This window comes from Streptomyces sp. NPDC020731 (assembly GCF_044334705.1).
Lineage (GTDB): Bacteria > Actinomycetota > Actinomycetes > Streptomycetales > Streptomycetaceae > Streptomyces.
Genome location: NZ_JBIRTN010000023.1, coordinates 108,208 through 129,516, shown reverse-complemented (window position 1 = coordinate 129,516; position 21,309 = coordinate 108,208). Strand labels below are relative to the sequence as shown.

The following is a 21,309-nucleotide window of genomic DNA, read 5'->3' as shown; positions in this document are numbered from 1 at the left end:
CGGGGGGACGGCGGCGGGACCCGCACCTCCTTCCAGGGTCGGGCGCCGGCGGGTCAGCCGGTTCCGGTCGTGGCGGGCTCGGCGTCGAGGACCTCGCAGTACGCCGCCTCGGTGGCCGCGGCGATCCGCGCCCAGCCGTAGCGGCTGAGCACCCGGCGCCGGCCGGCCGCCCCGCACGCCTGACGGGCCGCCGGATCGGCGAGCAGGCCGGCCGTGGCCCGGGCCAGTGCCTCGGGGTCGCCGGGCGGCACCAGCCGGCCGGTGCCGGGATCGGCGACCGTGTCGAGCTGGCCGCCGACCGCGGTGGCCACCACCGGACGGCCGCAGGCCATGGCCTCCAGCGGGACGATCCCGAAGGGCTCGTAGTCGGCGGGGCACAGCACCACGTCGGCGGAGCGCAGCAGCGCGGGCACCCGGCCGGCGTCCACCCCGCCGGTGAACCGGACCCGGTCGGCGACCCCGGCGTCCCGCGCGACGCCGCGCAGCCGACGGACCTCCGGGTCGTCGTCGAGGCGGTCCGCGGGGGGCCCGCCGACCACCACCAGCTCGGTGCCGGGCAGCCGGGCCAGCGCGGCCAGCGACACCGCGGCGCCCTTGCGCGGCACCAGCCGCCCGAGCTGCACCAGCCGGTACCGGAACGGGCCGCGCGGCGCGAGGGGGCCCACCGGCGTGAACCGGTCCGTGTCGACGCCGCACGGCACGACGCCGATCCGGTACGCCGGCACGCCCATCAGGGTCAGCTCGGCGACCTCGTCCCGGCAGGTGGCGACGACACGGTCGCAGCCCAGCCCCACCCCGATCTCGCAGCCGATCCGCTCCGGCGGACTGGTGTCGGCGAGCCGCTGGTGCCGGCGCTTCACCGTACCCAGCGCGTGGTACGTGTGCAGCAGCGGCAGCCCCAGCTCCCGGGCCGCCCCCAGCGAGGCCAGCCCCGACATCCAGTAGTGCGAGTGCACCACGTCCGGGGTGCGCGCCCGCCACACCCGGGCCAGCCGGCGCCCGAACTCGTCCATGTACGGCAGCAGCCGGTCCTTGGGGACCGGTTCCGCGGGGCCCGCCGGAACATGGTGCACCTCGACACCCTCGCGCAGCACCACCCGGTCGGGCAGACCGGGCGCGTCGCGGCGGGTGTGCACGGTGACGCGGTGCCCGCGGTCGGCGAGCGCCCCGGCCAGGGCGGCGACATGGACGTTCTGCCCGCCGGCGTCCACCCCGCCGAGGGCGGCGAGCGGGCTCGCGTGCTCCGAGACCAGGGCGATGGACAGCACGCCCGGGGCGAGCGGGCCGGAAGCGGGGGTCATGGGCGCACCTCCGTGATCGGTCGCGGCACAGGCCACGGCGGGATGTTCGTACGGCCGCTCCCCGGTCCGTCCGCGGTCGGTGGGCCCGGGGTGCCGGCGGGAGGCCGGGGCGGGCGGGTCATGAGTGCAGCCGTTCGCCGACGGACGGTGGCCGAACCGGCGCGGGGGCCCCGGTGCGGTGCGGGTGGGGTGGTGCCGTGCGGTACAGGGCGTGGCCGCGCAGCCAGTGCCAGGTCGCGGCGGGCGGCACGAGCACGCTGGTGAGGGCCATCGTGACGATCTCCTCGCGGGTGCGCGGACCCGGCAGGATCCGGGCGAGGGCGAACTCGGTGGTTCCCGCCAGCCACCCGGTGGCACACGCCACCGCCGCGCGCGGCCGGCCGGACAGCACGCAGCCCGCGGCCGCCAGGCCCGCCGCGGTCACCGCCAGATGCGCGGGCAGACGGCCCCGTGGCGCCTCCGCCCGCCGCCACCAGCCGCGCCCGTGCAGCCTGGTCATCAGCACGTCGTCGGCGTTGCCCGCCTGGAGCCGTACGGAGATCCAGCGTCCGGCCCGCCGTACCGGGTGGGCGGTGGTGCGGCGGCCCTCGGACAGCGTCCAGCCGGCGTCGAACACCCGCAGCGCCAGGTCCGCGTCCTCCCGGAAGGCCCTGCGGAAGCGCTCGTCGAAGCCGCCGACGGCCTCCAGCGCCCGGCGGCGGTACGCCATGTCGGCGGTGATCCAGCGGGCCCGGGCGAGCCCGGCGGTGCCCCGCTCCCAGTCGGTGGGCGGCCGGTCCGGCGGCAGCGGCACCTCGATCCGGGCGGCGATCCCGGCGGTCGCGACGCTCGCCCCGGCGAGGTCGAGCGCGAGGTCGTCGGCCCAGGTGGGGCCGGGCACCACGTCGTCGTCGAGGAAGACGATCCACGGCGTGTCCCCGGCCGCCCGCCACCCGGTGTTGCGGGCGGCGGCCGGACCCCGCGCCCCGCCGGGCACGACGAGGGTGCACGAGCGCAGCGACGGCGGAACGGCGGCGGTCAGCGGCGCACCGGCCGGGTCCGGGCGGTCGTCGACCACCACGACCCGTACCGGGCCGGGTCCGTCCGCCTCGGCCAGCGCCCGCAGACACCGGCCGAGGCCGGGCCGGCCGAGCGTCGGCACCACCACCGCGTACTCCCCGTCCGGAGCGGCCGGCCCGGTCATCGGGGACCCTCGCCGTCGTCGCCGGAGCGGAACAGATCGCCGCGCCGGATCGCGTACGGGCCGATGGCCAGGAGGTCGACGGGGGAGGAGCCGAAGCACTCCAGGGCGTCGCGCGGGTCGTCCACCATCGGCCGGCCCGCCGTGTTGAGGCTGGTGTTGACGACCACGGGCAGCCCGGTCAGCCGCTCGAACTCGCCCAGCATCCGCGCCACCAGGGGCTCGCGCGCCGGATCGACCGTCTGGACGCGGGCGGTACCGTCGACATGCACCACGGCGGGCACCCGGTCCCGCCAGGCGGGGGTCACGTCGTGCACGAACAGCATGTACGGGCTGGGCAGCGGACCGTCGAAGATCCCGGCGGCCCGCTCGGCGAGCACCATCGGCGCGACCGGCCGGAACTGCTCGCGCCCCTTGACGTCGTTGAGCCGCTCCAGATTGCCCGCGTGTCCGGGATGAGCCAGCAGCGAGCGGTGGCCGAGTGCCCGGGGACCGTACTCGCCGCGCCCCTGGAACCAGGCGACGATGCCGTTGTCGGCCAGCGCCCGGGCCACGGTGGCGGCGATGTCGGACGGCCGCTCGAAGGGTACGGCGGCCGTCTTCAGCCACGCCCCCAGCTCCGCGTCGGACCAGTCCCGGCCGAGGTCGGCGCCGGTCATGGGCTCGGGCTCGTCACCGGCGCCGGCGGACAGCAGCAGGGCGCCGCCGAGCGCGGTCCCCGCGTCCCCGGCCGCGGGTTGCACCCACACCCGGGAGAACGGCCCCTCGCGGGCGACACGGGAGTTGGCGACGCAGTTCAGGGCGACGCCCCCGGCGAGGGTGAGCACACAGTCGTGGGTACGGCCGTGCAGCCAGCGCACCAGGTCCAGCAGGGTCTCCTCCAGTACCGCCTGTGCGCTCGCGGCGACGTCGGCGTGGTCCTGGGTCCACGGTTCGTCCGGACCGCGTGGCGCGCACAGGCCGTGCCAGGGCACGCCGGTGGCGTGGAAGCCGCCGTCGCCGGTCGGATACACGTACCGGCGCAGTTCGGGCAGCATGCGCGGGGTGCCGTGGGAGGCGAGGGCCATCACCTTGAACTCGTCACAGGAGCGCAGGAAGCCGAGGTGCTCGGTGAGTTCCTCGTAGACCAGACCGAGCGAGTGCGGCAGGTCCTGCGCGCGCAGGGGTTCGAGCCGGTCGCGCACCCGGCGGGCGGCGAGGTGGGAGGCGCGCTCGCCGCGGCCGTCCAGCACGAGGACGGAACAGTCCTCGGCGTCCGGTGCGGCGAAGGCGCCGGAGGCGGCGTGCGCCATGTGATGCGGTACGAAGCGGACGAGTCCGGGGTCGAGTCCGGGCAGCGCGGTCCGCAGGAAGCCGGGGGCCTCCCGCGCGTAGGTGAGCCGCAGGTGGTCCCACGGGTCGTCCAGGCCCATCGCGTCGGCGGGGCGGGCCAGCGCCGGGTCGAAGGAGTAGGCGACCGCGTCGAGGTCCTCCGGGCGCAGCCCGGCCCGCTTCAGGCACCAGGAGGCGGCCTGCTCGGGCAGCTCCCAGGCGGAGAACGGCAGCGGGCGCTTGCCGTGCTTGCGCCGGGAGAACCGCTCCTCCTCCGCGGCGGCGACGGTCCGCCCGTCGATCACCAGGGCGGCCGCGGGGTCGTGGAAGAGGGCGTTGATGCCGAGGATGCGCATGGCGGACGGGCCTTTCGCGGATCGGGGCGGCGGCGCTTCAGCGGCCGGCGTCGGCGCGGAACCAGTCGATCGTGCGGCGCAGTCCTTCCTCGGCGCCGACCAGGGGCTCCCAGCCGAGCTTGTCGCGGGCCAGCGTGATGTCCGGGCAGCGCACGGCCGGGTCGTCCACCGGGCGTTCGATGTAGCGGACCTCCGAACGGGAACCGGCGAGTGCGATGACGAGCCGGGCCAGGCCCAGCATGGTGATCTCATTCGGGTTGCCGATGTTGACGGGGCCGCGCATGCCGTGGGCGGCCGCCGCGAGGACGCCGGCCACCGTGTCGTCGACGTAGCACAGCGAGCGGGTCTGCAGGCCGTCACCGGTCACGGTGAGGGGTTCGCCGGCCAGGGCCTGCCGGACGAAGGTCGGTACGGCACGGCCGTCGTGGCCGCGCATCCGCGGGCCGTAGGTGTTGAACAGCCGCACGATGCAGGTGTCCGTGCCGCGGGTCTCCGCGTGGGCGGTGGTCAGCGCCTCGCCGAAGCGCTTGGCCTCGTCGTAGACACTGCGCGGGCCGACCGGGTTGACATGGCCCCAGTACCGCTCGTCCTGCGGATTCTGCTGCGGGTCGCCGTAGACCTCCGAGGTGGAGGCGAGGACGAAGCGGGCCTCGGCGTCCTGGGCGAGTTTCAGGGCGTTGCGGGTGCCCAGGCTGCCCGTCTCCATGGTGTGCAGCGGCAGCCGCAGATAGTCCGCCGGGGAGGCGGGGGAGGCGAAGTGCAGCACCAGGTCGGCCGGCCGGCCGACCGGCAGTTTCTGCGCCACGTTGGCCCGCACGAGCGTGAACCCGGGCCGTTCGAGCAGCGGGGCGATGTTCTCCGGCCGGCCGGTGCTGAGGTCGTCCACACACGTGACGGCGGCGCCCGCGTCGAGCAGGGCGGCGCACAGATGGGAGCCGACGAACCCCGCGCCACCGGTGACGACGGCGTGCTCCCACTTCCGGGATATGACGGTGCTCATGCCGCTCAGCCTGACCCCGCCCCCCGCCCCCGGCACGGCCACCTACTGCATTCGGGTGAACAACACCCCGTAACCGAACACCGCCCCGCCCGCCGCGGGCAGCCGTGCACTCCCGCCCGCCGCGGGCAATCGTGCACTCCCGCCCGCCGCGGGCAATCGTGCCGCTGGGGCGGCACGGGTGGGCGCGACGGCACCCCGTAAGCGCCGGGCCGCGCAACCCCCCGGCTCGCACAAACGCACAGCACCCGCCGACACCGGCCCCGGCGGGAAGCCACAGGGTCACATCACGAGCGTGGCATCCGGATCAAGCCGCCCGAGAAGCGCCGACTGATGCAGCCCCGCCACCGGAGCCACCAGATCCGGATGCCGCAGCAACACCGCCGCCCCGCGATCCGCCTCGTCGGGAGCGACCAGCCGCCGGAACTCGACGCGCCCCTCCCCGCCCAGCGCTGCCACCGCGACCGCCGCCAGCCGGGCATCGGCCAGCAGGCACACCGCCCAACTCGCCACGACCTCGTCGACCCATGTACGCCAGGCCTCCCCTTCGCCCCCCTCACCCGCATCCGCCCCGGTGACCCAGTCGAGCCGACCCGAACCCCCCGGCCCCGCCAGCCCCACCAGCGCGGCATCCATCTCCGTCGGATACCGCAGCCGCGCGGCGACGGTCACCGCCTGCCGCGCCTGCACCTCGCACAGGGCGGCCGCCAGCGCCCCGCCGGGCGCGGGGAAGGAACATGTCAGCCACTGCGCGGTCGCCGCGATGACCGGGGAGAGATCTGCTTGCACTGCCGGGCCGCCCGAGCTCTGGGGTGAAAGGACCGCACGGAACGCTAGCCGCCGCCCCACCCGTCCCGATATGACCCCGACCTCCTTCGGCACGTGGCCTCGGCCACATCCGAACGGGTGGCCCCGCCCCCACCCGGAGTGCCCCGGCACCCCCCGGGGCACCCGGCGGCCATGGACGTACTCAGCCGCCCCCTGATCGACCGCACCCTGCCGCTGCTGGCCGAGGGCTACGCCTGGCTGCCCAACCGGATGCGCGACACCCCCGGTCCCGTGGTCCGCACCCGGATCCTGGGCCGGCCCGCACTCGCCCTGCGCGGCCCCGAAGCGGTGCGGTTCTTCTACGACGAACAGAACGTGCACCGGCACCGCGCCGTCCCCGAACCCGTGCTCTCCACCCTGTTCGGCCACGAGGCGGTGCACACCCTCGACGGCGTCGCCCACCGTTCCCGCAAGTCCCTGTTCCTGCCGCTGCTCGCCCCCGGCCGGATCGCCGGCCTCGTCGACCACACCACCGCCGCCTGGGACGACGCCGTGCCCGCCTGGGGCCGGCGCGGCTCCGTCGTACTGTTCGGCGAGGCGGGCACGGTGCTCACCACCGGGGTCCACCGGTGGGCCGGCATACCGCTGGACGACGCCGGGGCCGAGGCGACGGCCCGCGACATGATCGCCATGGTCGACGGCTTCGCCACCGCCGGACCACGCCACCTGCGGGCCCGGCGCGCCCGCGCCCGGCAGGAGGAGCGGCTGGGCCGGCTGGTGCGGGACGTACGGTCCGGGGCGGTCACCGCTCCCGAGGACTCGGTCCTCGACCTGGTGTGCCGGCACCGCGACGCGGACGGCGGGCCGCTCGACGAGAAGACGGCCGCGGTGGAACTGCTCAACGTCGTCCGCCCGACGACCGCCGTCGCCTGGTTCGTCGCCTTCACCGCGCACGCCCTGCACAAGTGGCCCGAGCACCGGGCGCCCCTGGCGGACGGGGACGTCCCGTTCGCCGCCGCGTTCGCCCATGAGGTGCGCCGCTTCTACCCGTTCGTGCCGTTCCTCGGCGGTCTGGCCGCCCGGGACCTGTACTGGCGGGGCGAGTGGGTCCCGGCCGGAGGACTGGTGGTGCTCGACGTGTACGGCCAGAACCACGACGAGTCGCTGTGGGGCGATCCGTACGCCTTCCGCCCGCGGCGCTTCCTCGAACGGCCCGTGGAGCGCGACGAACTGATCCCGCAGGGCGGCGGCGACCCGGGCGCCGGCCACCGCTGCCCCGGCGAGGGCATCACCGTCGGCGTGCTGGAGGCGCTCGCGGTGCGGCTCGCCCGAATGGAGTACACGGTGCCGGAACAGAATCTCGCGATCCCGCTGCACCGGGTCCCGACCCGCCCGCACAGCGGCGTGCTCCTGTCCGGCGTACGCCCGCCCGCCGGCTCCTCGTGAAGCCGTGGCCTTCCAGCCAGTTGAAGAAGTGACGAAAGCAAGTCCTGGGAAAAGTAGCGTAGTTTGTCCGGTATGGGTGAGTCTGGAGAGGAAGGTACTCGTTCTACCTCAGGGAGATGGTGTCATGCGTCCCGACGAGAAGGTCACCGAGGAACTCACCGGGATCCGGAGCGCCGACATGGAGGCGGCACTCGACCCGGCCGAGACCGACGGTGTGTACCGCGACAGCCGTGAGTGCGCCGCGCTGGCCCTGGCCGGCGGAGCAGGAGGCGTCCTTCTGTCACCGCCGACCCCGCGCCCGAAGAAGGGCTGAACGGATCGACGGGAGCAAGTGATATGGAGCAGTCAGGCACTTCGACCCGCTTGCAGGCCGTGGTGCAGGCGAGACGCCCCCCACCCGACGGCTCGCGCTCTCCGCGTTCCAGCGCCGCTACGGACTCACCCCCCCGGCCTCCGGAGCCCGAGGTCCTGCGCACCACCTGGCTGGCCCGCACCCCCGAACCCTGGACCGTCGAGGGCCACATCGCCTACGACATCACGCACTGCGTGTTCCACCTGACCGACTGGGGCGAGAACCCCGACGGACTGCCCCCGGACCTCACCGACTACCTCACCACCTGGCTGCCGGCCTGGATCGACGACTGGCTGGACCTCGAACGCTGGGACCTGCTCGGCGAACTCCTCGTGGTCGACGCCTGTCTGCCCCGGCCCACGCTGGACGAGCCGGCCTGGCAGGCCTTCGCCGCCGCACAGCAGCCGGACGGCGCCATGCCCGCGATCCGGACGATGCCCGAGGGCGACGAGGAAGCGGTGTTCGACATCGTCTACCACTCGACGCTGGTCGCCGCCTTCGCCTCCGTCCTGGCCACCTCCCGCGCCCTCACCGAACTGGCCCGCGCCTCATGACGACGACGTACCGTACCCCCTGGCCCGGCCTCCCGCCCGACGACGAGGCCCCCGCGCACCGGGCGGAGTCCCACGCCGACGAGCGCCTGTACGAGCGGCTCGGTGACGCCGTCGCCGCGCCCGACGCGCCCGACGCCGTCTTCGCGGTGTCCCGGCACGGCCGCCGCACCGTACGCGCCGGCGGCACCGCCCCGCCCTCACAGCACCCGCGCGACACCCTCCGCTACGAGATCGGCTCGGCGACCAAGACGTTCACCGGACTGCTGCTGGCCCGCCTGATGGACAGCGGCAGGCTCTCCGGCGGCGAACCGGCCCGCACCCTGCTGGACGGCGGCCGGCACCCCGGACCGGCGCCGGCGACGCTCGTCCACCTGATCACCCACACCGCCGGACTGCCCCGTCTCCCGGCCGGCTTCCACGTCCGGGCCCTGCCCACCTGGCGCACCAACCCCTACGCACGCCACTCCGACGCGCGCGTCGTCGACGCCTTCCTGCGCCACCGCCCCCGGCGCCGGCCCGGCACCCGCTGGCACTACTCCAACTTCGGTGTCGCCGTGCTCGGCCACGCCCTGGCCGCCGCCACCGGCACACCGTGGCAGGACCTGATCACCGATCAGCTGCTCGAACCCCTCGGCCTCGGCGACACGGCCCTGCGGGCGGACGCCGGCGGGCCCGACGCCACCGGGCACGGCAAGGACGGCACGACACCCGTGCCCGCCTTCGACGCGGGCGGCTTCCGGGCGGCCGGCGCCGTCCGGGCCACCCCGCACGACCTGCTCACCTTCCTCGAGGCCCATCTCGACCCCGCCCGGTGCCCCCCGCTGGCCGGCGCGCTGCGCGCCGTGCGCACGCCCGTGCTCCGCCGCGGACTCGGGCACCGGCATGTCCACACCGCCACCTGGTTCCGGCACCCGGCGGACGACGGCCCCCTGTACTTCCACAGCGGGGCCACCCCCGGCGGGCAGGCCTTCCTCGCCTTCCGGCCCGACACCGGCACCGCCCTGGCCGCGGTGTGCACCCGCCGCTTCCGCGCCCACGACCCGTTCCAGGCCGTGGCGTACGCCCTGCTCGCGGAGGAGTGACGGCCTCCTCGCGAAAGGCGCCGGCGCCGGCACGTGGCCGGCGCCGCACCGGTCACCCGGTCAGAGCCGCTGCCACAGCGCCGGAGTGCCGGCGGGCGCCCACGCGCCCTGCGCCTGATGGGTCTGCAGGCACTGGTAGCGCACACCGTCACGGGTCACCGTGGTGCCCGTCTCGTAGACCCGGCCCGCGGTCCACGCCTCGGCGCCGTCGTCCTGCCGGCCCGGCGCGGTCTGCGCGGCGGCGGTGGTCAGGATGAGCCCGAAGTCGCCGAGGATCGGGTTGACCGGCTGGTAGAACGTCGTACCGCCGCCGGTGCAGTCACCGGAACCGCCGGAGGTGACCCCCTGCGCCTGCGCGCCCGCGACATACGGCCCGCCGGAGTCGCCCGGCTCGGCGCACACCGTCGTCCGGGTCAGCCCGTCGACCGTGCCCTCGGGGTAGGTGACGCTGGTGTCGTGCTGCTGGATGGTCCCGCAGTGCCATCCGGTGGTCGAGCCGGAACGGCACACCGCCGCCCCGACGAGCGCCTGCGCCGACCCGGTGACCTGCACCTCCTGGCCGTCCTGCGCCTTGACGTCCGGCGTGGGCGTCCACTGGCCGTTGGTGGCCACCCACGCCATGTCCTCGCCGGGGAACGTGGAGGCCTGGAAGGTGCCCTGCGCGGTGCGGTCGTACCCGGTCGTGGTCGCGCCGGCCCTGCCGCAGTGGCCGGCGGTGACGAAGCCCGGCTGCTCGCCCCGGGTGACGGAGAAGCCGACGGAGCAGCGCGCGGAGTCGTCGATGTAGAAGGCGTCGCCGCCGGTGATGTCCTGCAGCAGGCGCGGCCGTACCGTCGTCATCCGGATGCCGACGTCCGCGCCTTCGAGCCCCGCGGCCTCGACGAAGGCGGCACCGGCCTCCTGGCTGGTCGCCTGCACCATGATCCGGTTCTCCGGCACGTCGACGTACCAGACGGGCGTGTCGAGGGTCTTGACGCGCCCGGCCGCCGCGTCCAGCTTCGCCTTGGCCGCCTCGAGCCCGGCCAGCGTCCGCCGGACCACCTTGGCCGTGGCGCCCTCGGCCTCGATGGCCGGCGCGTCCTTGGCGTCGGTGGTCGCGACCGTGAGCTCCCCGGACGTCCTGCCGTGCACCCAGGCACCGGCGAACCGGTCGCCGAGCGCGTTGCGCAGCCGGCCCGCGCGGGTGCCCGCCTCGGCCTCGTTGACCAGCCGTTCGGAGGCCTGGGACTCGTCCAGCTCCAGGTCGCGCTGGAGGGCGGCGAGCAGATGGGGCGACGGCCGGTCGGCGCCCAGGGTCTGGGCGGCGCCGGGCGCCGGCCCCGCCGCGGGCGTGGGGTCGGCCGCCGCGGCGTAGGGGAGTCCGGCGAGGACGAGGGCGCCGAGCGCCGTGAACGCCGACCGGCGCGCTGCCCGGGCGTGTCTGAGGACCATGCGGTATGTCTCCTTCGTGCGTGGTGCGAAGCTGCGGAGGGGACTCAGGCATTGCCGGTGACACCCGGCGCGATGTCGGGACATGCCGGGATTACCGCGTTCGTGACACGTGCGGGCGCCAAGTGCAGTACATGCGTACGACCCCGGGCGCCCGGACGGGTCAGACCGGTGTCAGACCGGGCGAGCCCACCTCGGTGACGAAGGAGGCGGCCGTGGAGACGGCGGCGCCCGGCGTCGTCACGACCGGCACGACACGGAAATCGACCCGGGCGTTCTCCCGGCCCAGCTCGACGCGCGCATAGCCGCGCCGGCCGTCGTAGAACCTCAGGTGGGGGTTGGCCCGCAGGTAGGTGTCCCAGTTGGCCGGGTGCTCCGCGCCGTCGCGGCCGCTGGCGACGGAGGTGCAGGTCAGCTCCGTGCCCAGGACGGCGGAGTCGGGGTCGTCGAAGTCGTCCTTGATGTCGAAGGCGTACGCGACATGAACGTCACCGGTGAGGACCAGCCAGTTGTCGACGCCGGCCGCCTTCGCTCCCGCGACCAGACGGCCGCGGCCGGCGCGGTAGCCGTCCCAGGCGTCCATGGAGACCTTCGCCTCGGCGTTCAGGTCCAGCTTGCGCTGCGAGAAGCACACCTGCTGGGGCATCACGTTCCACAGCGCCGTCGACGTGCCCCACCCGTCGAGCAGCCAGCGTTCCTGGGCGTCCCCGGTGAGGGTGCGCGCCGGGTCGTCCGACTCGGGCCCGGGAACGTGCGGGGTGTCGCCGTAGGCCTGGTCGGAGCGGTACTGGCGGGTGTCGAGGATGTCGAACTGGGCGAGGCCGCCCCAGTGCAGCCGGCGGAACAACCGGGCGTCGGGGCCCTCGGGGAACTGGTCGGCGCGCAGCGGCTGGTTCTCCCAGTAGGCGCGGTAGGCGGCGGCGCGGCGGGGCAGGAACAGCGCCGGGTCGCTGCCGTTCTCGTCGATCGCGCCCGCGTAGTTGTTCTCGGTCTCGTGGTCGTCCCAGGTGACGACGAACGGGTGCGCGGCGTGCACGGCCCGCAGGTCGGGGTCGCTCTTGTAGAGCGCGTAGCGCATCCGGTAGTCCGCCAGGGTCGTCGTCTCGCGGTTGAACACGGCCGGCAGCACGACATCGGTGTAGCCGCGGGCGCCGCCGGCGGAGTTCACGGCGTACTCGTACAGGTAGTCGCCGAGGTGGAACACCACGTCGACGTCCTCCTGCGCGAGGTGCCGGTGCGCCGTGTAGTAGCCGTCGTGGTACGCCTGGCAGGCGACCGCCGCCAGGCGCAGGCTCGCGATGCCGGCGCCGGCCGGGGGAGCGGTGCGGGTGCGGCCGGTGGGGCTGATCCAGGTGCCCGTACGGAACCGGTAGTAGTAGTGGCTGCCCGGTTCCAGGCCCTGCACGTCGACGCGCGCACTGTGCCCGTACTCGGGATGGGCGAGGACGGTGCCCTGCCGCACGACCAGGACGAAGGACTCGTCGAGCGCCACTTCCCAGGAGACCTCCACCCGCTGCTGCCCGAGCCCTCCGTCCGGTTCGAAGGGGACCGGGGCGAGCCGCGTCCAGATGAGCACCGAGTCGGGCAGCGGGTCCCCGGAGGCCACGCCCAGCGTGAACGGGTCCTCGGTGATCCGGGCCGCGTCGAGCCGGGGCGCGGCGAAGGCGCCGCGCGCGGGGAGGTTGGTGGTGAAGGCGAGGGCGGCGGCCGCGGCGGTGACGGTGAGGAAGCGACGGCGGGCCGGATGCCGTGCGGCGGTGCGCAGTTCGGCGTCGTGCGGGGTGAAGGCGAGCCCGGACGGCGGTCCGGTACGGCCCGACAGCGCCATCGGGTGTCCTCTCGTGCGGGGTCAGGCGGATGGACGGAAGGCGCAGGCCGGGCGGCGGCGCGGGCAGGCGAGCGCGGCCGTGCCCCGGGGCGTGCGTGGCGACGCGGACCACGGGACACGGAGCCTGCATGTTAAGCAGACAAAATGCGCAAAGTGTGCGCGCCTCGCGGGGTGTTCACACGAGAGGCCGTACGCGGACCCGGCCTCGAGGCGGAGAGAAGCGCCGCCGGTGCGACCGGCGGCGCTGGGGTGGTGGGCGGGCTCAGCCGGTCGTCGCCCCCGTGCCGGCGCCCACGCGGTCGCGGACCGGCAGGTGGTACACGTGGAAGGCGCGGCCGATGACCGGCTGGGCGACGTTGCGCACCTTCACGCCTCCCGTCGTCATACCGTGCTCGCTTCCGGCGTGCGCGTGCCCGTGCACGGCGAGATCGGCGCCGGCCGTGTCGATCGCCTCGGCCAGCAGATAGCTGCCCAGGAACGGATAGATCTCCAGCGGCTCCCCGGCCAGGGTCTCCGGCACGGGGGAGTAGTGGGTGAGGGCGATCCGGACGTCGCAGCCCTCCTGCTCCAGCTTCTCCAGCGAGGCCCGCAGGCCGTCGGCGCACCGGCGGGACAGGCGCACGAACTCCTTCATCACCGGCTCGCCGAACTCCCCGGCGCTCGCCCCGACGAACCCGCCGCCGAACCCCTTGGTGCCGGCCACCCCGACGCGCGCGTCGCCGGCCCGTACGACCGCCGACTCCCCCTCCAGGACATGGGCGCCGGCGTCCCGCAGGACGGCCGTGACCTCGTCCTGCCGGTCGTCGTGGTGGTCGTGGTTGCCGAGCACGGCGACCACGGGGACGCCCAGGCCCCGGATCTCGTCGGCCACCACGCGGGCCTCCTCGACGGTGCCGTGCCGGGTGAGGTCCCCGGCCAGCAGCAGGAGGTCGGCGCACTCGGGCAGGGTGTCGAACGCGGGGCGCAGCGTGCCCCGGGTGTCGGGCCCCATGTGGATGTCACCGACGGCGGCGATCCGGATCATGACAGCTCCTCCGCGTGATCGGGCGACGAGGTCTCGGCGACCACGATGTCGCAGTGCACCTCGAGCCCGGCGAGCTCCTCGCGCACGGTGCCCAGGACGTCCTCGCGGCACCGGGCCGACGGGACGGTCCCGGTGACCAGCACGGTCCCGCCGCGGACCTCGACCCGCACGCCGAGTTCACCGAGCTCGCCGGAGGCGAGACGGTCCTGGAGGTGGGCGACGCGGTACTCCGGGCCCGCCGCCGGTGTGCCGCCTGCCGGTCCGGCGTCGTGGGTGTTCATGGGCGTTCCTTCCGCGGACGTTCAGATGACGTTCAGGCGTTCCAGGAGGAAGAAGAAGGCGGCCGGCATGGGTTCGTCCCCGCAGTCGCGCCGCACCCGCTCCCAGTCGACCTTCTCGCGCAGGGCGCGGGCGATGGGCAGGACGGCCCCGAAGTCGCAGTGGTGCTCCGAGAAGGCGGCCACCAGGCCGGTCAGCAGATCGGTGGGCGCCAGGACCGGCATGCGCACCGACTCCACCGGGAGTTCCCGCGCCCGCCGGAGCATCTCGGTGGAGACGGGCCGGTGCGCCAGCTCGAAGATGAGGTCGACGTCCTGGCCGAAGCACGTGGCCTTGATCAGCCAGTCCTCGGGCGGGGTGTACACCGTCAGCCCGGCCTCGCGGAGCGTGGCGGCCACCGGCTCGGCGTCCTCGGGCCGGACGCAGAAGTCGACGTCGTGCTGGAGGTTCCCGCTGCCACCGTGGGCATGGACGGCGACACTGCCGGCCAGCGCGAACAGGTGCCCGCCCCGCTTGAGCACCGCGCCGACCTGCTTGGCCGCCTCCAGGATCGCCTGATTGCGGTCGCGGGGCAGCTCCGGGTCGTCCTCCTGCGCCCGCGTGCCGCTCCGCACGGTGTGCGCCGGCACCGGCCCCGGGATGTCCCTGGCCAGGCGGAGCTCCCGGGCTCCCGGGGGTCGGGCGAGCGTGGCGTCCTCGCCGTTCTCCGTCATGACCACTCCCTTCGCCGGCCGGACGGTCCGCACGGCCGCTGTGTGCCTGCACCTAGTACCCGACGTGCCCGTTCCGACACGGGCGCGGGCCGAAGGCGGCGGCCCGGACCGGGGTGTTGTGCGGCGCCCCCGTCGCCGTGGGCGTACAGGAAAGGCGCTTCGGCCGGTAACGGATGAATATGGGGCAAAAGGTAGGGAAGGTGATGAGTGCCCGTGAGGGACTCGCTCGTGGAGGCCGACATGGAGCAGGACACGTCTCGTCCGTCCGATCTTCCGGGGCCGCTGCGGGCCGTCGCCTCGGGCCTGCGGCATCTGCCGGGCGCGGAGCAGGTGGGGAGGGTGGCCGGTGGCGCCCTGGACGCGATCGGCGCGGTGTCCCCGCGCGGGCGCCGGCTGGCCGTCTACGCCGGAGCCGGGGTGCTCGGTGCGGCCGGCGTCGTCGAGTGGCCGGTGGCGCTGACCGGCGCGGCCGTCGCCTGGCTCACCCAGCCGCGCCCCGCACAGCGGCCCGACGGTGAGCCGGGCACGGAGTCCCCGGCCGGCGCGGACGGACACCACGGGACACCGGCCGGGCGCGGCACCTCCGACGACCGGCCGCCCGCGGGTCCCGGCGACCGGCTCGCCCCCTCCCGCAACCGCGACGGCAAGGCGGGGCACCCGGTGCGCGAACAGCCCGCCAAGGTGGGCGACACCGCCACCGCCTCGGCCCTGAAACAGGTCGCCGGTGCCACCCGGCACCACGGCGCGCACCTCGACCCCCGCCCGGACCCGGACGCCGCACCCGGCCGGCCGCGCGACGCCCGGCACACCGGCTGAACCACGATCAACGGGACCCCGCAGATGCTCACACGCTTCGACATCGCCCCTCTCGCCGGGGCCGTGGCGGGAGCCGCCGCCGGCGCCGCCCGCGGCACCGCACAGGGCATGACGTCCGTCCACGACACGACGCGCCGCCTCGGCCACGTCGCCCGCAACGCCCTCGGCGGAGGCCGGCACTGGCGGGCCGGACACCGCGTCCACCTGGCCCTGCGGCATCCGGACGGCGCCGCCGCCCCGCTCGCCCGCAAGGTCGCCGCCGAACTGCTCGACCACCCCGACGTGCTGACGGCGTACTGGGACGAAGGACTGTCCCGGCTCGTGGTGACCGCCGTGACGGACGCGGCCGGCGACCGGGTGACCGAGCGTGCCGTCGTGCTCGCCGCCCGCCTCGGACTGACCGAGGACGCCGGCCCCGAGGACGAGGACGACACGGCCCACCCCGGCGACCCCCGCGAGGTGCGGGTCGCCGCCACCGCGCTGCTGCTGGACGCCGCCGGCGCGGCCGGCGCCCTGGTGGGCCGGTCGCTGCGCCTGCCGCCGAGCCCCAAGGCGGTCACCGCCGCCGTCACCCTGCTGCGCGAGAACCCCCGCTTCCGCGCCCTGCTCCGGCAGCGGTTCGGCCGCGGAGGCATGGAACTCCTCCTCGCCGCCGCCAACGCCGCCGCGCACGGCGCCGGACAGTCCCCCGTGGCCCTGGTGCTCGACGGACTGCTGCGCACCGGCCAGCTGACCGAGGCGACCGCCCGGGCCGCCGCCTTCGAGGCCCTGCACGACGACGTCTGCCTCGAACGGCGCACCAGCATCCCCTGTCCCCCCGGCACCCGCCCGCCCCTGCGGGTGACGCCCGCCCAGGCGTACGCGGCCCACGCCGGCACCGGCAGCGTCGCGGGCGCCGCCGCCACCCTCCTCGTCACCCACGACCTCGGGGAGGCGGCCGAAGCCGTCCTCGCCGGGTCCCCCAAGGCGGCGCGCTACGGCCCCGCCGCCTTCGACGCGGTCCTCGGCGTCCATCTCGCCCGGTCCGGCGTCCTGGTCCGCAGCGGGGGCCGGCTGCGGCAGCTGGAGATCGCCGACTCCCTGGTCCTGCACGCCGACGCCCTGCGCGGCCGGGCGCGGCCCGCCGACGGCGCGCCCGCGGTGTTCGAGGACCCCGTCGACCCCTGCGCCGAAGCGGTCCTCGACGCGGCCCGCCGGGCCGGGCTGCACGTCGTGGTCACCGGCGGTTCCGACCTGAAGGACATCACCCGCCTCGCCGACGAGGTCGCCCCCGCCGACCTGCCGTTCGGCGACGTCGTACGGGCGCTGCAGAACGACGGGCACATCGTGGTGAGCGTCGCCCGCGTGGCCGCGCACGGCGGCGGCGACGTGGCGGACGGACTGCCCGCCGGCGATGTGGCGATCGCCCTCACGGACGCGCGCTCGGCGCTCGCCTGGGGCGCCGACGCGCTCGCCCCGAACGGACTGGCCGACGTCTGGCGCCTGCTGACGGCCGTCCCGGCGGCCCGCCGGGTCGGCCGCCGCTCGCAGACGCTGGCCCGGGCCGGTGCCGCCCTGTCCGGGCTCATGGTGGCCCGCGGCGGCACACCCGGCGGCCGGCTGTGGCAGCGGCTCACCCGGCACGCCCCGGTGAACGTCGCGGCGGCGGGCGCCCTGCTCACCGGCTGGACGGAAGGCCTGCGCGTGGCCCGCGCCACGCCGCCCGAGCCCCGGCTGCACGTGCCCTGGCACGCCCTGGAACCGCACGAGGCACGCGGGCTGCTGCGCGACACCCGCACCGACGCCGAACCCGGCGGACTCGCCCTGCTCGCCGAACGCTCCCGGCGGCGGGCCGCGCGGCTCACCCGCACGCCCGCGGCCGCCCCCGCCCGCTGGACCTGGCAGGCGGCCGGCGCCGTCCGCCGCGAGCTCGACGACCCGCTCACCCCCGTCCTGGCCACCGGGGCGGTCGCCTCGGCGCTGCTCGGCTCGCTCGTCGACGCGCTGCTCGTCGTCGGGGCCATGGACATCAACGCGGTCGCGGGCGGCCTCCAGCGGCTGCGCGCCGAACGGGCGCTGGCCCGGCTCGCCGCCCACCAGCGGCCCAGGGCCCGCCGGCAGGTCACCCACGGCGGCACGGTCACCGTCGACGCCGCCCGGCTGCGGCCGGGGGACCGGATCAGCCTCGGCGCCGGCGACGTCGTACCGGCGGACGCACGGCTGCTGGAGGCGGACGGGCTGGAGGTCGACGAGTCGTCGCTCACCGGCGAGTCGCTGCCCGTGGCCAAGGCCCTGGACCCGACCCCGGGCGCGCCGGTCGCACAGCGGACCTGCATGGTCTTCGAGGGCACCACCGTCGTGGCCGGCCGCGCCGACGCGCTCGTCGTGGACACCGGCGAGCGCACCGAGGCGGGCCGCGCCGTCGCCCTGGCCGCCCGCACCCCGCCACCCGCCGGCGTCCAGGCGCGGCTGCAGGAACTGACCCGCAAGGCCCTCCCGGTGACCCTCACCGGCGGTGCGCTGGTGACCGGCCTGTCCCTGCTGCGCGGCAGCCCGCTGCGGCGTGCCGTCAGCGGCGGTGTCGCCGTGGCCGTCGCCGCCGTCCCCGAAGGGCTGCCGCTGGTCGCGACCGTCGCCCAGATGGCCGCCGCCCGCCGGCTCTCCCGGCGGGGCGTGCTGGTCCGCACCCCGCGCACCCTGGAGGCGCTCGGCCGGGTCGACACCGTCTGCTTCGACAAGACCGGAACCCTCACCGAGAACCGGCTCCGCCTGGTCCGGGTGGCCACCGCCGACGGCACCGTCCTCGCCCCGGACACCGCCGACGCCGTACCGGTCGTACGGCTCGCCGCGCGGGCCTGCCCGCAGGAGGAGACCGGCGAGGGGCGCCGGGTCACCCACGCCACCGACGAGGCCGTCCTGGACGTCGCCCCGCCCGACGCCGGCTGGACCGTCGACGGCGAGCTGGCCTTCGAGGCCAGTCGCGGCTACGCGGCGGCCGTCGGCCGGGACGGCGATACGGCACTCCTCGTCGTCAAGGGCGCCCCCGAGACGGTGTTCCCCGCCTGCCGGGACCTCCCCGAGGAGGCGGCCGGCACCGCCCACACCCTGGCGGGCCAGGGGCTGCGCGTCCTCGCCGTCGCCCGGCGCCCGTGCCGGGGGAGCGACGCGGACACCGAGCTCGACGCCGACCTCGCGGACCTGGAGTTCGCCGGACTGATCGCCCTCGCCGACGTGCCGCGCGACACCTCGCGGGAGCTGCTCACCGCGCTGCGCCGGACCGGCATCCTGCCCGTCATGCTCACCGGCGACCACCCGGAGACCGCCCGCGCCATCGCCCTGCAACTGGGCTGGCCCGAGGGGACGGAGGTGGTCACCGGGGACGACCTGGTCGCCATGGGCCGCTCGGACCGGGTGCGCGCGCTGCACGGCGCCGGAGTCGTCGCCCGGGTCGCCCCCGAACAGAAACTGCACGTCGTGGAGGCCCTGCAGCAGGCCGGCCGGGTGGTGGCGATGGCGGGCGACGGTGCCAACGACGCCGCCGCCATCCGCGCCGCCGACGTGGGCGTCGGCATCGAGGCCCGCGGCTCCGCCGCCGCCCGCAACGCCGCCGACCTGGTGCTCACCACCGGTGACCTGTCCGTCCTGGTGGACGCCGTCGGCGAGGGCCGCGCGCTGTGGCGCAGCGTCGCCGACGCGGTCAGCATCCTCATCGGCGGCAACGCGGGCGAGGTCGGCTTCAGCGTGCTGGGCACCCTGCTCGCCGGGTCCTCACCGCTGTCGACCCGTCAGCTGCTCCTGGTCAACCTGCTCACCGACATGTTCCCCGCCATGGCGGTGGCGGTGACACCGAGCGACGACCCGTCGACGGCGGCGCATGCCGCGAGCGGCCCGATGGGCCTCGACGTCCTGGGCGCCCCCCTGCTGCGCTCCATCCGGCGCCGGGGCGTCACCACCTGTCTCGGCGCGGTCACCGCCTATCTGATCGGCCGCCTCACCCCCGGCACCGAACGCCGCTCCACCACGATGGCCCTGTGCGGGGTGGTCGGCGCCCAGCTGGCGCAGACCCTCTCCGGGCGCCGCCACAGCCCCCTGGTGTGGGCGACGGCCCTGGGCTCCGCGGCCGTGCTCGCCGGTCTCGTCCAGACCCCGGGCGTCAGCCACTTCTTCGGCTGCGCCCCGCTCGGCCCCGTCGCCTGGGCGGGCGTCGCCCTGGCCATCACCCTGTCGGCCCTCGCCCCGCGCCTGGAACGCCTCCGAGCGGTACGCCACCTCTACGACCTCGCCTCCCGCCTGGCCCTGCGCCTCGGCGACTCCACGACCCGGACCCGCCACCTACTGGGCAGCGGCATCGCCCGACCGGTGGCCTGACCGGACAGGGGCGCGGGGAACCGTGCACGGGGACCCGGGGGCAGAGCCCTCAGGGGCGGGACGGGAAGGGGCGGCGGGGAACCGTGCACGGGGACCCGGGGGCAGAGCCCTCAGGGGCGGGACGGGAAGGGGCGGCGGGGGGGCGAGAGAAGACTCGGGCCCCCGCGCAACGCGGGGGCGCGGAAGCACGGGGGCGCCCCGCCGATGTGACAGGGGACCGTCCGGCCCGAGCGGATCCGGCGTCCTGCGCCCAGACTGGAAGTGCAGGGCGGTCCCGGAACCCACCCGGGGCCCCGCCGACGCGGGCGGGCGCGGGCGCGCCCGGCGCCGAAGCCCGCCGCAGAGCGAGAAGGGTGAGGATCGGCATGAAGGGCTACGTCTTCCACGGCCCCGGGCAGTCCGCCTGGGAGGAGGTCCCCGACCCGGCCGTCGAGGAACCCGGCGACGCCATCGTGCGCGTCGACGCCGTCACCATCTGCGGCACGGACCTGCACATCCTCAAGGGCGACGTGCCCGAGGTCCGTCCGGGCACCGTCCTGGGCCACGAGGCGGTCGGCGAGATCGTCGAGACCGGCGGCGACGTCCGCACCGTGCGCCCCGGGGACCGCGTCCTGGTCTCCTGCATCTCCGCCTGCGGGCGCTGCGGCTACTGCCGCGAGGGCGTGTACGGCCAGTGCCGGGGCGGCGGGGGATGGATCCTCGGCCACCTCGTCGACGGCACCCAGGCCGAATACGTCCGCGTCCCGTACGCCGACCTGTCGGTGCACCCACTGCCCGGCGCGGTCGCGAGCGAGGACGCCGTGCTGCTGGCCGACGTCTTCCCCACCGCCTACGAGGTGGGCGCGCTCAACGGGCGGGTGTGTCCCGGTGACACGGTCGTCGTGGTCGGCGCCGGGCCGGTCGGGCTCGCCGCGATCGCCACCGCCCGGCTGTTCGGTCCCGAGCGCGTCGTCGCCGTGGACGTGGCCGCCTCCCGGCTGCAGGCGGCGAAGGAGTTCGGTGCGGAGGCCGTCGCCGACGCGGGCGAGGGCCCCGAGCAGCTGATCGCGGACCTCACCGGCGGGCTCGGCGCGGACGTGGTCATCGAGGCGGTGGGTCTTCCCGGGACCTTCGAGCTGTGCGCCCGCGTGGTGCGGCCCGGCGGGCACCTGGCCAACGTCGGCGTGCACGGCGCGCCCGCCACGCTGCACCTCGAGGACCTGTGGGCCAAGAACGTCACCATCACCACCGGACTGGTCGACACCCGCTCCACCCCCACCCTGCTGCGGATGGCGGCCGCCGGCCGGCTGCCCACCCGCCGGCTGGTCACCCACACGTTCCCGCTCGACCACATGCAGGAGGCCTACGACGTCTTCGGCAACGCCGCCGAGACCGGGGCGCTCAAGGTCGTCCTCGGTGTTCCGCAGCACGAGGTGGTGCCCGCGCACCCGACGGTCTGACGGGCGCACCGGCGGATCGGGCCGTTCGGCCCATGCGGGAGCGGGGCGGCCGGGTCCACCCTGGAGTGAGGCGCCGTTCGTCACCCAC

The 21,309-nt window shown here is 75.8% G+C and carries 16 protein-coding genes and 1 pseudogene; 7 read left to right on the top strand and 10 right to left on the bottom strand.

What is annotated here, in order from left to right; translation table 11 throughout:
* Nucleotides 1–53: 53 nt before the first annotated feature.
* From ACH4VX_RS30555 to ACH4VX_RS30535, 5 genes are all read right to left on the bottom strand, one after another.
* Nucleotides 54–1,301 (bottom strand): glycosyltransferase, encoded by a 1,248-nt coding sequence (locus tag ACH4VX_RS30555; RefSeq protein WP_398371907.1) that lies wholly within the window; start codon nucleotides 1,299–1,301, stop codon nucleotides 54–56.
* A gap of 118 nt (nucleotides 1,302–1,419) precedes the next feature.
* Nucleotides 1,420–2,484, bottom strand: a complete 1,065-nt coding sequence (locus ACH4VX_RS30550; RefSeq protein ID WP_398371906.1) for a glycosyltransferase family 2 protein — start codon at nucleotides 2,482–2,484, stop codon at nucleotides 1,420–1,422.
* Nucleotides 2,481–4,148 carry a carbamoyltransferase gene (locus tag ACH4VX_RS30545; RefSeq protein ID WP_398371905.1) on the bottom strand — a complete coding sequence of 556 codons (1,668 nt, stop codon included), beginning with the start codon at nucleotides 4,146–4,148 and terminating at the stop codon, nucleotides 2,481–2,483. The genes ACH4VX_RS30550 and ACH4VX_RS30545 overlap by 4 nt, the downstream gene beginning before the upstream one ends.
* Before the next feature lie 37 nt (nucleotides 4,149–4,185).
* Complete coding sequence (locus ACH4VX_RS30540) at nucleotides 4,186–5,148, bottom strand: NAD-dependent epimerase/dehydratase family protein (protein WP_398371903.1); 963 nt, start codon at nucleotides 5,146–5,148, stop codon at nucleotides 4,186–4,188.
* A gap of 279 nt (nucleotides 5,149–5,427) precedes the next feature.
* On the bottom strand, nucleotides 5,428–5,934 hold the full coding sequence (locus ACH4VX_RS30535) for a hypothetical protein (protein WP_398371901.1): 507 nt from the start codon (nucleotides 5,932–5,934) through the stop codon (nucleotides 5,428–5,430).
* A 171-nt stretch (nucleotides 5,935–6,105) separates the two neighbouring features.
* On the opposite strand from ACH4VX_RS30535, the gene ACH4VX_RS30530 reads away from it, so the two are divergent.
* From ACH4VX_RS30530 to ACH4VX_RS30515, 4 genes and pseudogenes are all read left to right on the top strand, one after another.
* The gene (locus ACH4VX_RS30530; RefSeq protein ID WP_398371900.1) at nucleotides 6,106–7,359 is read left to right on the top strand and encodes a cytochrome P450; all 1,254 of its coding nucleotides are present in this window, start codon (nucleotides 6,106–6,108) and stop codon (nucleotides 7,357–7,359) included.
* 124 nt (nucleotides 7,360–7,483) lie between these two features.
* Nucleotides 7,484–7,672 (top strand): hypothetical protein, encoded by a 189-nt coding sequence (locus ACH4VX_RS30525; RefSeq protein WP_398371899.1) that lies wholly within the window; start codon nucleotides 7,484–7,486, stop codon nucleotides 7,670–7,672.
* A 70-nt stretch (nucleotides 7,673–7,742) separates the two neighbouring features.
* A pseudogene (locus ACH4VX_RS30520) lies at nucleotides 7,743–8,265 on the top strand (DUF6895 family protein); the annotation flags it as partial.
* Nucleotides 8,262–9,347 (top strand): serine hydrolase domain-containing protein, encoded by a 1,086-nt coding sequence (locus ACH4VX_RS30515; protein WP_398371898.1) that lies wholly within the window; start codon nucleotides 8,262–8,264, stop codon nucleotides 9,345–9,347. The pseudogene ACH4VX_RS30520 and the gene ACH4VX_RS30515, both read left to right, overlap by 4 nt.
* Nucleotides 9,348–9,407: 60 nt before the next feature.
* On the opposite strand, the gene ACH4VX_RS30510 is transcribed toward ACH4VX_RS30515, so the two are convergent.
* The 5 genes from ACH4VX_RS30510 to ACH4VX_RS30490 all read right to left on the bottom strand — a co-directional run bounded on the left by ACH4VX_RS30510 (nucleotide 9,408) and on the right by ACH4VX_RS30490 (nucleotide 14,619).
* Nucleotides 9,408–10,778: a trypsin-like serine protease gene (locus tag ACH4VX_RS30510; protein WP_398371897.1), complete on the bottom strand. Its 1,371-nt coding sequence runs from the start codon at nucleotides 10,776–10,778 to the stop codon at nucleotides 9,408–9,410.
* 160 nt (nucleotides 10,779–10,938) lie between these two features.
* Complete coding sequence (locus tag ACH4VX_RS30505; RefSeq protein WP_398371895.1) at nucleotides 10,939–12,603, bottom strand: alkaline phosphatase D family protein; 1,665 nt, start codon at nucleotides 12,601–12,603, stop codon at nucleotides 10,939–10,941.
* Between the two features lie 262 nt (nucleotides 12,604–12,865).
* The gene (locus ACH4VX_RS30500; RefSeq protein ID WP_398371894.1) at nucleotides 12,866–13,627 is read right to left on the bottom strand and encodes a metallophosphoesterase; all 762 of its coding nucleotides are present in this window, start codon (nucleotides 13,625–13,627) and stop codon (nucleotides 12,866–12,868) included.
* On the bottom strand, nucleotides 13,624–13,908 hold the full coding sequence (locus tag ACH4VX_RS30495) for a BON domain-containing protein (RefSeq protein ID WP_398371893.1): 285 nt from the start codon (nucleotides 13,906–13,908) through the stop codon (nucleotides 13,624–13,626). The genes ACH4VX_RS30500 and ACH4VX_RS30495 overlap by 4 nt, the downstream gene beginning before the upstream one ends.
* Nucleotides 13,909–13,929: 21 nt before the next feature.
* Nucleotides 13,930–14,619, bottom strand: coding sequence for a nucleotidyltransferase family protein (locus tag ACH4VX_RS30490; protein ID WP_398371891.1), 690 nt, complete (start codon nucleotides 14,617–14,619; stop codon nucleotides 13,930–13,932).
* Nucleotides 14,620–14,832: 213 nt separating this feature from the next.
* On the opposite strand from ACH4VX_RS30490, the gene ACH4VX_RS30485 reads away from it, so the two are divergent.
* From ACH4VX_RS30485 to ACH4VX_RS30475, 3 genes are all read left to right on the top strand, one after another.
* Nucleotides 14,833–15,435 (top strand): hypothetical protein, encoded by a 603-nt coding sequence (locus ACH4VX_RS30485; protein ID WP_398371889.1) that lies wholly within the window; start codon nucleotides 14,833–14,835, stop codon nucleotides 15,433–15,435.
* A gap of 24 nt (nucleotides 15,436–15,459) precedes the next feature.
* Nucleotides 15,460–19,782, top strand: coding sequence for an HAD-IC family P-type ATPase (locus ACH4VX_RS30480; RefSeq protein ID WP_398371887.1), 4,323 nt, complete (start codon nucleotides 15,460–15,462; stop codon nucleotides 19,780–19,782).
* A gap of 365 nt (nucleotides 19,783–20,147) precedes the next feature.
* Nucleotides 20,148–21,221: an alcohol dehydrogenase catalytic domain-containing protein gene (locus tag ACH4VX_RS30475; RefSeq protein WP_398371886.1), complete on the top strand. Its 1,074-nt coding sequence runs from the start codon at nucleotides 20,148–20,150 to the stop codon at nucleotides 21,219–21,221.
* Nucleotides 21,222–21,309: the final 88 nt, after the last annotated feature.